Source organism: Streptomyces sp. NPDC029169, assembly GCF_055563935.1.
The window spans coordinates 106,194-118,430 of sequence record NZ_JBVHXA010000008.1 but is presented as its reverse complement, the minus strand read 5'-3'; the positions used below and the strand labels follow the sequence as shown (position 1 = coordinate 118,430).

Genomic DNA, 12,237 nt, shown 5'->3' with positions numbered 1-12,237 from the left:
CGGGGGCCGCTCACTTGACCGTCTCCTTCTTGCGGGACGTACGGCGGGGTGCGGGCACGCTCGGGGCGGCCGGCCGCAGCACCTCGTACTCCGCGAGGTCCACCCGCCGCGTCTCGCGCCGGAACTCACTCGTCGTGCCCGGCCAGAGCGTGGTGTTGCGGCCGTTGGCGTCCAGGTACCAGCTGTCGCAGCCGCCCGCCTTCCACACGGTCCGCTCCATCCGGCCCTGCACCTTGTTGTTCCAGGCGCCGACGGCGGACGGCCGGGCGGCGAGCGCGGCGCGCTCTCCGAGGGCGTCGAGCTGGCGCAGGTAGTCGGCCATGTAGTTCAGCTGGGACTCGATCATCAGGATCATGGAGGAGTTCCCGAGGCCGGTGTTGGGCCCGATGATCGTCATCCAGTTCGGGAAGCCGTCCACGGTCGCGCCGCGCAGCGACTGCACCCCGCCCTTCCACGCCTCGGACAGCCTGACGCCGTCCGCGCCGACGACGCGGTCGGCGACCGGCATGTCGGTGACGTGGAATCCCGTACCGAAGACGATCGCGTCGACCTCGGTCTCCGTCCCGTCGGCGGCCACGACGGTCGAGCCGCGCACCTCACGCAGCCCGGAGGCGACGACGTCCACGTTGGGCTGGGCGAGCGCCGGGTAGTACGCGTTGGACAGCAGGATGCGCTTGCAGCCGATGCGGTACGACGGGGTCAGCTTGGCCCGCAGCGCCGGGTCCTTGATCGCCCTGGCCATGTTGGCCTTGGCGAGCGACTCGACGAGGCCCAGCTCGCCCGGGCGCTTGGTGAACGCGCTGACCTGGAGTTCGCGGATCCCCCAGAGCAGCCCGCGGCGCGCGGTGCCGGTGAAGGGGAGGGTCCGGTGCAGCCAGCGCTCGGCGCCGGTGATGGCGCGGTCCACGCGCGGCATGACCCACGGGGGCGTGCGCTGGAAGAGGGTGAGCCTGCCGACCTGGGGCTGGATCGCGGGCACGATCTGGATGGCGGACGCGCCGGTGCCGACCATGGCGACGCGCTTGCCGGTGAGGTCGTAGTCGTGGTCCCACTGGGCGGAGTGGAAGACCTTGCCGGGGAAGTCGGCCAGGCCGGGGATGTCGGGGATCTTCGGGTCGGAGAGCGGCCCGGTCGCGGAGACGATCACGTCGGCGGTGAAGGAGCCCTGGCTGGTCTCGATCTCCCAGCGCAGCTCGTCCCCGTCCCAGCGCATCTCCGTCACCTCGTGGTTCAGCCGCAGGTGCGGGCGGAGCCCGAAGGTGTCGGTGACGTGCTCCAGGTACGCGCGGATGTGGCGCTGTCCTGAGAAGGTCCGGGGCCAGTCCGGGTTGGGCGCGAAGGAGAAGGAGTAGAGGTGGGACGGGACGTCGCAGGCGCAGCCCGGATAGCTGTTGTCGCGCCAGGTGCCGCCCACCGAGTCGGCCCGCTCCAGGACGACGAAGTCGGTGATCCCTTCGCGGCGCAGGCGGACAGCGGCCCCGAGCCCGCCGAACCCCGATCCGATCACCGCCACTCGTACGTGCTCGTGCTTCGCCATGCCGCCTCCTGTGCGCCCGGCCCGTGCTCCCGACCAAGATTCCGCCAGCAATCACTGGCACAGTCGGGACTGTAGAGCAGCCGCATACCGAGCGGTAGGGGTCGGGCAAGGGAAAGTTACCGGCGGTACAACATAGGCTTGCGGGCGTGGCAGAAGGATCGGAAGACGTGACGGCAGACCTGCCGGACGTGACGGCAGACGCGACGGGCGACGCGACGGCCGACGCGACGGGCGACGCGACGGGCGACGCGACGGCCGACGCGACCGGCGACGCGACGGGCGTACGCGAGTACCGCATGGACGAGCTCGCCGCGAAGGCCGGCATCACCGTGCGCACCCTGCGCTTCTACCGCGAGCGCGGACTCATCGCACCGCCCCGCCGCGAGGGCCGGATCGCCTGGTACGACGACCACCACCTCGCCAAGCTCCGTACGATCGCGGCCCTGCTCGAACGCGGCCACACCCTCAACGGCATCGCCGACCTCAACACCGCCTTCGAGAGCGGCAAGGACGTCAGCGAGGTCCTCGGCCTCGGCGAACCCACCGAGGAGGAGCCGGTCCGGCTCACCCCCCAGGAACTGGCCGACTACTTCGCGGGCGAGGTCACCCCCGAGAACCTGCTGGCCGCCCTCGACCTCGGCTACCTGGCCACCGACGGCGACACCATCGTCCACATCAGCCGCCGGCTGCTCGACGTCTCCGCCGCCCTGGTGAAGGAGGGCATCCCGCTCGCCGCCGTCCTGGAGGCGGGCCGGGCGGTCCGCGAGCACGCGGACGCGCTGGCGGGACTCTTCACCGAACTCCTGCGCGAGCACGCCGAGGAGAAGGACATCCAGCGGCTGCGCCCGCTCGCGAAGAGCGTGGTGGAGGCGGAGCTGTCGATGGCCCTGGACCGCCGGCTGCGCGAGCCCTGATCCCCGCCGGCGGCCTCATGATCAGGTGACAGGTTCTTCAAAGGTTCTTCATCACCTCCGTCCTACGGTCGGTCCCGCCCACCGCACTCGCGGCCCGGGCCCGACAGGAGGAGCGGGAGAACCGATGAGGACGACGAACCGGGTGCTGATGGCCGCGGCCGCTTCGGTCATGGCCCTCGCGCTGACCGGCTGCGGCAGCGACGACGGCGGGGCGAGGGTTCCGACGGCCGGGGGCGCCACCACCACCAAGGGGGCGGGGAAGGACCCGGGAGGCGGCGGCGAAGAGGCCGAGATCGCCGCGTACGTGGAAGCCAAGCGCGCGTTCGTGAAGTGCCTGCGGGAGAACGGCGTCGACGCGCCCGACCCGGACGCCAACGGCCAGGTCGACCTCGGGGACAACGCCGCGCTGAAGAAGAATCCGACGTATCTGAAGGCCTCGGAGCAGTGCAGGCCGCTCAACCCGCCCGTACCCGCGGCTCTTGAGAAGAGGCTCCTGCCCAAGCTCTCGCCCGAGCAGATCAAGCTCCGGCGCGAGTACGCGGAGTGCATGCAGAAGAACGGGGCCCCCGACTTCCCGGACCCCGGTCCGGACGGGTACGGCGAGAACAACAACGCGGCCGAACCCCTGTGGGACCAGTCGTCGGCCGGGGCCAAGCGGGCCGCCCGCACGTGCGCGCCGATCATCGGCGACCCCGTCGAGACGGGACCGGGCAAGGGCTGACCTGACATGACGGGCACTGACAGCACACAGACGTACGACATGAAGGAGACCGAGCCGGACACCGGGACACCCGCTCCGGGGCGGCGGCGCCGTGGGCGGACCCTGCTCGTGGCCTCGGGCTTCGTGGGGGTCACGGCGGTCGCCGTGGTCGGGGCGCTCGGTCTCGGCGGCGGCGGGGACGAGAACCCGACCGCGCCGGCCCGGGCGGACTCCACGGTGCAGGTCACCCGCGCGACGCTCGTCGAACGGACCAAGGTGGACGGCGAGTTGGGGTACGGATCGGAGATACCGCTGCCGGTCAAGGCGACCGGGACGGTCACCTGGCTGCCGGAGCCGGGCGCGCGCGTCGAGCGCGGGGGCGAACTGCTGCGGGTGGACGACCGGCCGGTGGTGCTGCTGTACGGCACGCTGCCGATGTACCGCGAACTGGGGCTCGTGGAACGCGAGAACGTCCGGCCCTCCGGGTCACCGGCGCCGGGGGGCGCCGGTCAGCCGGAAGGGCCGGACTCGGGGGGCCCGAAGGGGACACCGACGAGCACAGCACCACCGCGCACGGGGTCTGACACGGCGTCGACTCCCGCACCGATGAGCGGCATGGACGTCCTCCAGTTCGAGTCCAACCTGGCCGCCCTCGGCTACAAGGGCTTCACGGTGGACGAGAAGTACACCTCCGGCACCGCCCAGGCGGTCAAGCGCTGGCAGAAGTCGCTCGGCCTCCCCCAGACCGGCCGGATCGGCGTCGGTGACGTCATCTACTCCTCCGGAACGGTACGGATCGGCCACGCGGGCGTCCGCCTCGGCGCGGCGGTCGGCGAGAACGCCCTGACGTACACGGGCACGTCCCGGAAGGTCGTCGTCGACGCCTCGGCCCTGGAGGCGGCCTGGGCCGTACGGGACACGGAGGTCACGGTGCACCTGCCCGACGGGCGCCCGGTGAAGGGGAAGGTGACGTCCGTGGGGAAGAGTGCGACCGCGCCCGAGGGGGGTGGCGGGGACGGCGGCACCAGTGGTTCCGGTTCAGGTTCCGGTTCCGGCGGACCGGCCGCGACGGTTCCGGTGACCGTCACCATCACGGACCAGCGGGCCATCGGCCGGCTGGAGAGCGGGCCCGTCACGGTCGAGTACGTGGGGCGGGAGCGCAAGGACGTCCTGACCGTCCCGGTCGCCGCGCTCGTCGCCCTCGCGGAGGGCGGCCACGGCCTGGAGACCACGGACGGCACGTTCGTGGCCGTGAAGACCGGGCTCTTCGCGGACGGCCGGGTCGAGGTGAGCGGTACGGCGGTCCGCGAGGGCCTGAAGGTGAGGATTCCGCAGTGACGGCGGCGGTCGTGGAGTTCGAGGCGGTCTCGAAGACGTACCCGGGAGGCGTGGCGGCGGTACGGGACGTGGACCTGCGTGTCGAGCGGGGCGAACTGGTGGCGATCGTCGGCCCGTCGGGCTCGGGCAAGTCCAGCATGCTCAACCTCATGGGCAGCCTGGACCGGCCCTCCGCGGGCCGGGTCCTGGTCGACGGGCACGACGTCGCGGCCCTGACCGACCGCGAGGTCTCCGCGCTGCGGGCCACCCGGATCGGCTTCGTCTTCCAGCAGTTCCACCTCGCGGTCGGCGTGCCGGTCCTGGACTCGGTCGCCGACGGCCTGCTCTACGCGGGCATCCCGCTGCGCCGCCGCCGCGCCCTCGCGGCCGCGGCCCTGGCCCGGGTCGGCCTCAGCCACCGCGTCCACCACCTGCCCCACCAGCTCTCCGGCGGTGAACGCCAGCGGGTGGCGGTCGCCCGCGCGGTCGTCGGCGAACCGGCGGTCCTGCTGGCGGACGAACCGACCGGCAACCTGGACTCCGCCTCGGGAACGGCCGTACTGACGCTGCTCCGCGAACTCCACGCCTCCGGCACGACGGTCGTGATCATCACCCACGACCGCGACATCGCCGCCGCGCTCCCCCGCCGCATCGAGATGCGCGACGGCCACGTGGTCGCGGACACGGCGACGGGGGCGGTCCGATGAGGCGGCTGAGACGGCTGAGTCGACTGGGGGGCCGGTCCGACGGGCAGCCCGGCGGGACAGGGAGCCGCCCCGACGGGCAGCCCGGCCAGCTGGAGGGCCAGTCCGCCGGGCAGCCCGGCCCGGACGTCCGCCCCGCCACGACGCCCCCGCGCGCCCCCCGGCCTCGACCCGACCGGCTGGGGTCGGACCGGCTGCCGTCGGACCGGCTTCGGCCCGACCGGCTTCGGCCCGACCGGCTTCGGCCCGACCGGCTGCCGTCCGACCGGCTGGGGTCCGCCCGACTGCGTCCCGCCCGGCTGCGCCCCGCCGACGTCGTACGGCTCGGCGGCACCGGGCTCCGTACCCGCCCGCTCCGGGTGTTCCTCTCCGCGCTCGGCATCGCCATCGGTGTCGCGGCCATGATCGCGGTGGTCGGGATCTCCGGCTCGGGCCAGGCCGAGGTGGACCGCCGGCTCGACGCGCTCGGGACCAACCTCCTGCGGGTCGCCCCGGGCAACACGATCCAGGGCGGCAAGGCCGAGCTGCCCGCCGAGTCCGTGACCATGATCGACCGCATCCCGCCCGTGCGGCAGGTCGCCGCCACCGGCGCGACGAACGCCCACGTGTACCGCAACGAGCGCATCGCCGTCGGCCGCACCGGCTCCCTCGACGTGCTCGCCGCCGGCCGCGAGCTGCTTCCCGCCGTCGGCGGCCGGCTCCACAAGGGCCGCTGGCTGGACGCGGCGACCGAGGCGTATCCGGCCGTCGTGCTCGGCTCCACCGCCGCCCAGCGCCTCGATGTGTACACCCCCGGCACCCGCGTCTGGCTCGGCGGCCGCTGGTTCTCGGTGATCGGCGTCCTGGATCCCGTACCCCTGGCCCCCGAGCTGGACAACGCCGCGCTCGTCGGCTGGCCCGCGGCCCGTACGTACCTCCGCTTCGGCGGCCATCCGTCGACCGTCTACGTACGGACCGAGGACAGCCAGGTCGCCGCCGTACGGTCCGTCCTGGCCGCCACCGCGTACCCGCAGAAGCCCGGCGAGGTGCAGATCTCCCGCCCCTCCGATGCCCTCGCGGCCCGCGAGGCCACCGAGTCGACGCTGACGGGACTCCTCCTCGGCCTCGGCGGAGTCGCGCTGCTCGTCGGCGGCGTCGGGGTCGGCAACACCATGGTCATCTCGGTCCTGGAGCGACGCCCGGAGATCGGTCTGCGCCGCGCGCTGGGCGCCACCCGGGGCCAGATCCGGACCCAGTTCGTGACGGAGTCGCTGCTCCTCTCCGTGATCGGCGGCCTCGGCGGCACCGTCCTCGGCACGCTGATCACCGCCGTGTACGCGATGTCCCGGGGCTGGCCCACGGTCGTCCCGGTGTGGGCGACCGCCGCCGGGGTGGGGTCCACGCTCCTGATCGGGATGATCGCCGGTCTGTATCCGGCGGTCCGCGCGAGCCGCCTGTCCCCGACCGAGGCCCTCGCGGGCACGTGACGGAGCGACAGGAAACGGTCAACCTGCGTCTCCCGGACCCCGGCGCTCCGCTGTCCGCTTTCGACCGGGCCGGTATCCGGGCTTCCGCCGGGACCGGAGGAACCGTCCACCGGAGGGCCGCACAGTCCCGGCGCGCGGAATACCTCCGACCGGAATTCCGGCCACGTTCCGCGAACGGCCGCGAAACAGTCCGGAAATAATCGCAAGCGCCCCTCGATTCCCACCGCACAAAAGCGGCCGAGCACATCGTCGGCCATTGAACGGTGCCCGCCGACCGGGCAATTCTTTCTCCGCACTCGAACGAACCGTCCCGCTCGCCGAGCGGGAATTCCCAAGAGTTCAGGAGAGATTGATGCGTCTTCGGACGAAGCTCGCCGCGGTGGCCATCGGCGCCGTCGCGGCCACCGGTGGCCTGGTCCTGCCCACCACCGCCGTCGCGGCCCCGGCCGGCGCCGCCGCGTGCTGGCACCCCAGCTGGTCGAACATCGACAACCGGGCGGGCAGCGTGAACACGAACTACGTGAACATCCGCTCCGGCCCGACGACCGACTGCGGGTCCAACGGCCAGGCGCAGATGAGCCACAGCCTCACGCTGCACTGCTGGGTGAACGGCCAGAACGGCACCTGGTCGCACATTCGCGACAACAGCACCGGCATCTCGGGCTGGATCAAGGACAGCCTGCTCAACGGCAACGGCGCCACGTACCAGTGCTGACGTAGCTGCCACCCCCTCCCCGGCCGGGCCGGGGAGGGGATCACCTCGGCGCCGGCAGCACGATCGTGAAGACCGTGCCCACTCCGACCTCGCTCTCGACCTCGATCGCCCCGTGATGGTCCGCCACGATCTGACGGGCGATCGACAGACCGAGCCCGCTGCCCCCGGTGGCCCGCCCGCGCGCCGCGTCCGCCCGCCAGAAGCGGTCGAAAAGATGCGGCAGATCGGCCGCCGGAATCCCGCTGCCCGTGTCCCTGACCGCGATCCGCACCATCTCGTCCCGTTCGGCCAGTTCCAGCCGGACGCCGCCCCCAGGAGCCGTATGCCGCACCGCGTTGCCGACCAGGTTGCTCAGCGCCTGGCGCAGCCGCCCGGGGTCGCCGTACAGCCGTACGGGACCGGGCGTCCCGGCCGTGAGCCGCACGCCGGCGGCCGAGGCCAGGGCGCTGTGCGCCGTGCGGCAGGTCTCCACGAGCTCGCGCGCGTCGAGTTCGCCGCGGTGGTACGTGAGGGCTCCCGCCTCCGCGAGCGCGAGGTCCTGGAGGTCGTCGACGATCCGCTGCTGGAGCAGGACCTCCTCGTGCAGCGAGTCGAGCAGCTCGGTGTCGGGCTCCAGGACCCCGTCGCGCAGCGCCTCCAGATAGCCGCGGAGGTTGGCCAGCGGGGTGCGCAGCTCGTGCGCGATGTCCCCGACGAGGCGCCGCTGGCGCTCCTCGCTCGCCTGGAGCGAGTCGGCCATGCGGTTGAAGGACCGGCCGAGTTCGGCGATCTCGTCCTTGCCTGCGCCGGGCACGCGCCGCCCCAGGTCGCCCTCGCCGAGGCCGTGGGAGGCGGCGGTGAGCGCCCGGACCGGCCGGAGGACCGCCCGGCTCAGGAGCAGCGCGCAGACGATCGCCGCGGCGGCGACCCCCGCGGCCACGGCCACGGTGGGGCCGACGGCGAGCGTGGTGTCCCCTGCGTCGTCCAGGGCGCCGAGGCGGACGCTGAGCGGCTGGGGCGCGGCGCCCGCGGTCCGCTCGTGGAACACCCGCTGGAGACAGGCGCCGCGTGCGGCGTCCCGCGTCACCTCGCACACGCCCACCGCGTCGAGGTCGCTCGCCCCGGCCCGGACGCGCTCCTGCTTGACGCAGGCGGGGTCCCGGCCGGTCTCCGTTCCGCTCCTGCCCGCGTCCGCGAAGACCGGGACGCCGAGGTCGTCGGGCCGGGCGGTGACGGCGTGCCCGGCGCGGGTCAGACAGGCGGCGTACGTGACGCCCTTCGCGTACGCGTCGATGGCGCCGGCGGTCACCTTGGCGACCGAGGGGAAGTTGCCCCAGCCCGGGAGGGTCAGGGTGGGCCGGGGGTCGACGAGGAGCGGGGGCGCCGTGCCGCCGGGGCGCGGGTCGCGGCCGAGGAGGGTGTCGGAGTCGGCGATCTGCCCCTGGTTTGCGGTGCTGATCCGGATGCGCTGTCCGGTGCCGGCGGCGAGGGTACGGACGACTCCGGCGACGCCGTCCCAGGTGCCGTGGTTCTGCCCGTACCGGAGCAGCTCGCCGGTGATCCGGGCGGTGACCTGCCGGTCGGCGGCGGCGGACTCCTGGAGCTGGCTGGTGGCCTGCCGCAGCGTCAGCCAGGCGGTCGCGGCGGTGGCGGCGAAGGCGACGAGCAGCACGAGGGCGAGGACCCGCACCCGGAAGCTCACGAGGGCTCCGTGGCATGTGGACCCGCGCCGTCCGCGAGCCGGTACCCGCGCCCGTACACGGTCTCCAGGTACCGCGGCCGGGTCGGCTCCGTCTCCACCTTCAGCCGCAGGTTGCGCATGTGCGCGTCGACGGTGCGCTCGAGGACGTCCCGGTCGAAGCCGAAGACCCGCTCGATGATCTGGGCCCGGGTGAAGACCCGCCCGGGTTCGCGGGCCAGGGTCTCCAGGATGGCGAACTCCTTCGAGGTCAGCGCCACGGGCCGGCCCGCGACGCGCACCTCGAAGCGCGCGGTGTCCAACTCCACCTCGCCGACCCGCAGCAGGGCGTCCCCGGTGCCCCCGCCCCGGCCGGAGCGGCGGAGCAGGGCCCGTACGCGAGCGGTGAGTTCGCGGGGGCTGTACGGCTTGGTGAGGTAGTCGTCGGCGCCGAGGTCGAGGCCGAGGAGCATGTCCTCCTCGGTGCTGCGGGCGGTGAGCAGCAGAATCGGTACGTCGGAGGCCTCGGCCCGCAGAATGCGGCAGACGTCGAGCCCGTCGACGTACGGCAGCATCACATCGAGAACGATCAGATCAGGCCGCGTGGCCCGCGCCTTTTCCAGCGCCGTACGCCCGTCGGCCACGACCTGAACGGCGTGCCCCTCACGTTCCAGATAGATCCGGATGAGCCGGGACTGTTTCTCGTCGTCCTCGGCGATCAGAATGCGAGCGCTCAACGATTCTCCCCGGCCCGGCGCTTGCGGAATTCCAGAGCACCGTAATACAGATTCGACCGGGCGGTGCGTGCCCGGCCGAAATCCGCCGCCGTTTCCCGGGGATACCGGCTCGGCGGCCCTACAGCTCGTAGACCGCCGTCACGGGTGCGTGGTCGCTCCACCGCTCCGCGTGCGTGGCGGCCCGCTCGACGTACGCCTTCACGGCCCGGCCGGCGAGCCCGGGGGTGGCCACCTGGTAGTCGATGCGCCAGCCGGAGTCGTTGTCGAAGGCGCGTCCGCGGTAGGACCACCAGGAGTAGGGCCCGTCCTGGTCCGGGTGCAGGGCCCGTACGACATCCACGTACGCGGCCTCGTCGAAGACGCGGCTCAGCCACTCCCGCTCCTCGGGGAGGAAGCCGGCGCTCTTCCGGTTGGCCTTCCAGTTCTTGAGGTCGGCCTCGCGGTGGGCGATGTTCCAGTCGCCGCAGACGACGACCTCGCGGCCGTCGGCGGCGGCGCGCTCCTTGAGCTCCTTCAGATAGGGCAGGAACGCGTCCATGAAGCGGATCTTCTCGTCCTGGCGCTCGGTGCCGACCTCCCCGGAGGGGAGGTAGAGGCTGGCGACAGTGACGCCGGGCAGGTCGGCCTCGATGTACCGGCCGCTGCCGTCGAACTCGCTCGAACCGAAGCCGACGCGTACGGCGTCCGGCTCGCGCCGGGTGTAGAGCGAGACGCCGGCGCGCCCCTTGGCGGCGGCGGGCGCGTGCGCGGTGAACCAGCCCTCGGGCGCCCGGACCTCGGCCGGGAGCTGGGCCTCCTCGGCGCGGACCTCCTGGAGGCAGACCACGTCGGCGGAGGTGCCGGCGAGCCACTCCACGAAGCCCTTCTTGGCGGCGGCCCGGAGACCATTGACATTGACGGACGTCACAGTGAGCATCCGGGGAGAATACCGACCCCAGGCGAGCGCATACCCATACAATGACCGACATGAACATACGCCCGACGCCGTACGACCACCCCGACGCGGTCAAACTCCAGGACGCCGTGATGCTGGAGTACATCGCCCGCTACGACGGCGAGGGCGACGCCACACCGCTCGACCCCGGGATGTTCGTACCGCCGCTCGGCCTCTACCTCCTCGCGTACGACACCGAGGACCGCCCCGTCGCGTCCGGCGGCTGGCGCACCCAGGACCAGAACGACGAGGGGTACGCGGACGGCGACGCCGAGCTCAAGCGCATGTACGTGGTCCCCGAGGCGCGCGGCCTGGGCCTGGCCCGCCGCATCCTGGCGGCCCTGGAGGAGGACGCGCGGGCGGCCGGCCGGACGCGGATGGTCCTGGAGACGGGCACGGCGCAGCCGGAGGCGATCGCCCTGTACACCTCCAGCGGGTACGAGCCGTGCACCAAATTCGGCCACTACCGGGAGTACGAGAGCAGCCGCTGCTTCGCGAAGCCTCTGACGCGCTGACTTCTCTGACCGAAAATCCCTGACGCGCCCCTGACATTCGTCTCACTATCTGGCACGCTGCCCCACGCACGTCGATCCGCACCGCTCTCATCCCCCACCTGCCTCGGCAGAAGGAGACATGCGTGAGACGCCATCGCACAGTCGCAGCGGTCCTGTTGTCCGTCGGAGCCCTGCTGACCGGAGCCCTGACCGCCACCTCGGCGCAAGCAGCGGAGAAGCCCGCCTTCTGGACCGCGGAGCGGATGCGCTCCGCGACCCCGCTGGACCTCGAGGTCACCCCGGGAGCCCTCAAGACCCTGAGCGACCGGGTCGCCCGCGCGTCCACCCCGACCACGATCGCCCCGACGGCCTTCCCGCAGCCGGGCGGCCCCTGGACGGGCGGCGGCGCGGTCGTGAAGACGTCCGGCCGGGTCTTCTTCACCTTCCAGGGCCGTACGGCCTCCTGCTCCGGCAATGCGGTCACCAGCCAGAACCAGAGCACGGTGATCACGGCCGGCCACTGCGTGAAGTACCAGGGCGCGTGGCACACGAACTGGGTCTTCGTCCCGGCGTACGACAACGGCAGCGCGCCGTACGGCCAGTGGACGGCGACGAAGACGCTCACCACCCCGCAGTGGGAGGCGAGCGAGGACATCAACTACGACGTGGGCGCGGCGGTCGTGGCCCCGCTCAACGGCCGCACCCTCACCTCGGTGACGGGCGCGCAGGGCATCCAGTTCAACGGCGGCTACAACAAGCCGATGTACGCCTTCGGTTTCCCGGCCGCGTCGCCCTACGACGGCTCGAAGCTCATCCACTGCGCGGGGAACTCCTCGAAGGACTTCCTCTTCTCCCAGGACCACAGCCTCGCGTGCAACATGACGGGCGGCTCCAGCGGCGGCCCCTGGTTCTCGGGCTTCAACGAGTCCACGGGCACGGGCCTCCAGGTCTCGGTGAACAGCTTCGGCTACACGTTCCTCCCGAACCGCATGTTCGGCCCGTACTTCGGCAACGACGCGAAGGCGTTGTACGACCGGGCCCAGGTGTCCTGACAGACGAAGG

At 72.5% G+C, this 12,237-nt stretch carries 12 protein-coding genes; 8 read left to right on the top strand and 4 right to left on the bottom strand.

Annotated elements, in window-relative coordinates; genetic code table 11:
* Positions 1-10: 10 nt before the first annotated feature.
* Positions 11-1,537: a flavin-containing monooxygenase gene (locus ACZ4VI_RS17515; protein ID WP_468000084.1), complete on the bottom strand. Its 1,527-nt coding sequence runs from the start codon at positions 1,535-1,537 to the stop codon at positions 11-13.
* Between the two features lie 296 nt (positions 1,538-1,833).
* On the opposite strand from ACZ4VI_RS17515, the gene ACZ4VI_RS17510 reads away from it, so the two are divergent.
* From ACZ4VI_RS17510 to ACZ4VI_RS17485, 6 genes are all read left to right on the top strand, one after another.
* Positions 1,834-2,451: a MerR family transcriptional regulator gene (locus ACZ4VI_RS17510; RefSeq protein WP_468000310.1), complete on the top strand. Its 618-nt coding sequence runs from the start codon at positions 1,834-1,836 to the stop codon at positions 2,449-2,451.
* A gap of 124 nt (positions 2,452-2,575) precedes the next feature.
* Positions 2,576-3,172, top strand: coding sequence for a hypothetical protein (locus ACZ4VI_RS17505; protein ID WP_468000083.1), 597 nt, complete (start codon positions 2,576-2,578; stop codon positions 3,170-3,172).
* A gap of 6 nt (positions 3,173-3,178) precedes the next feature.
* Entirely contained in the window at positions 3,179-4,489 is a 1,311-nt protein-coding gene (locus ACZ4VI_RS17500; RefSeq protein WP_468000082.1) for a peptidoglycan-binding protein, read from the top strand.
* On the top strand, positions 4,486-5,175 hold the full coding sequence (locus ACZ4VI_RS17495; protein ID WP_468000081.1) for an ABC transporter ATP-binding protein: 690 nt from the start codon (positions 4,486-4,488) through the stop codon (positions 5,173-5,175). The genes ACZ4VI_RS17500 and ACZ4VI_RS17495 overlap by 4 nt, the downstream gene beginning before the upstream one ends.
* The gene (locus tag ACZ4VI_RS17490; RefSeq protein ID WP_468000080.1) at positions 5,172-6,638 is read left to right on the top strand and encodes an ABC transporter permease; all 1,467 of its coding nucleotides are present in this window, start codon (positions 5,172-5,174) and stop codon (positions 6,636-6,638) included. Before ACZ4VI_RS17495 ends, ACZ4VI_RS17490 begins: the two co-directional genes overlap by 4 nt.
* Before the next feature lie 352 nt (positions 6,639-6,990).
* Positions 6,991-7,353, top strand: coding sequence for an SH3 domain-containing protein (locus ACZ4VI_RS17485; RefSeq protein ID WP_468000079.1), 363 nt, complete (start codon positions 6,991-6,993; stop codon positions 7,351-7,353).
* A 40-nt stretch (positions 7,354-7,393) separates the two neighbouring features.
* Here ACZ4VI_RS17485 and ACZ4VI_RS17480 read toward each other — a convergent pair whose 3' ends face one another.
* The 3 genes from ACZ4VI_RS17480 to ACZ4VI_RS17470 form a co-directional block, all read right to left on the bottom strand.
* Positions 7,394-9,034 carry a sensor histidine kinase gene (locus tag ACZ4VI_RS17480; RefSeq protein ID WP_468000078.1) on the bottom strand — a complete coding sequence of 547 codons (1,641 nt, stop codon included), beginning with the start codon at positions 9,032-9,034 and terminating at the stop codon, positions 7,394-7,396.
* Positions 9,031-9,747 (bottom strand): response regulator transcription factor, encoded by a 717-nt coding sequence (locus tag ACZ4VI_RS17475; protein ID WP_468000077.1) that lies wholly within the window; start codon positions 9,745-9,747, stop codon positions 9,031-9,033. The genes ACZ4VI_RS17480 and ACZ4VI_RS17475 overlap by 4 nt, the downstream gene beginning before the upstream one ends.
* 118 nt (positions 9,748-9,865) lie before the next feature.
* A complete protein-coding gene (locus ACZ4VI_RS17470) occupies positions 9,866-10,663 on the bottom strand; it encodes an exodeoxyribonuclease III (protein WP_468000076.1) in 798 nt (265 codons plus the stop codon).
* A 50-nt stretch (positions 10,664-10,713) separates the two neighbouring features.
* Between ACZ4VI_RS17470 and ACZ4VI_RS17465 the strand changes: the two genes are divergently transcribed.
* Together ACZ4VI_RS17465 and ACZ4VI_RS17460 are read left to right on the top strand one after the other, a co-directional pair.
* On the top strand, positions 10,714-11,196 hold the full coding sequence (locus ACZ4VI_RS17465; RefSeq protein ID WP_468000075.1) for a GNAT family N-acetyltransferase: 483 nt from the start codon (positions 10,714-10,716) through the stop codon (positions 11,194-11,196).
* Between the two features lie 122 nt (positions 11,197-11,318).
* Positions 11,319-12,227 carry a trypsin-like serine peptidase gene (locus tag ACZ4VI_RS17460; protein WP_468000074.1) on the top strand — a complete coding sequence of 303 codons (909 nt, stop codon included), beginning with the start codon at positions 11,319-11,321 and terminating at the stop codon, positions 12,225-12,227.
* Positions 12,228-12,237: the final 10 nt, after the last annotated feature.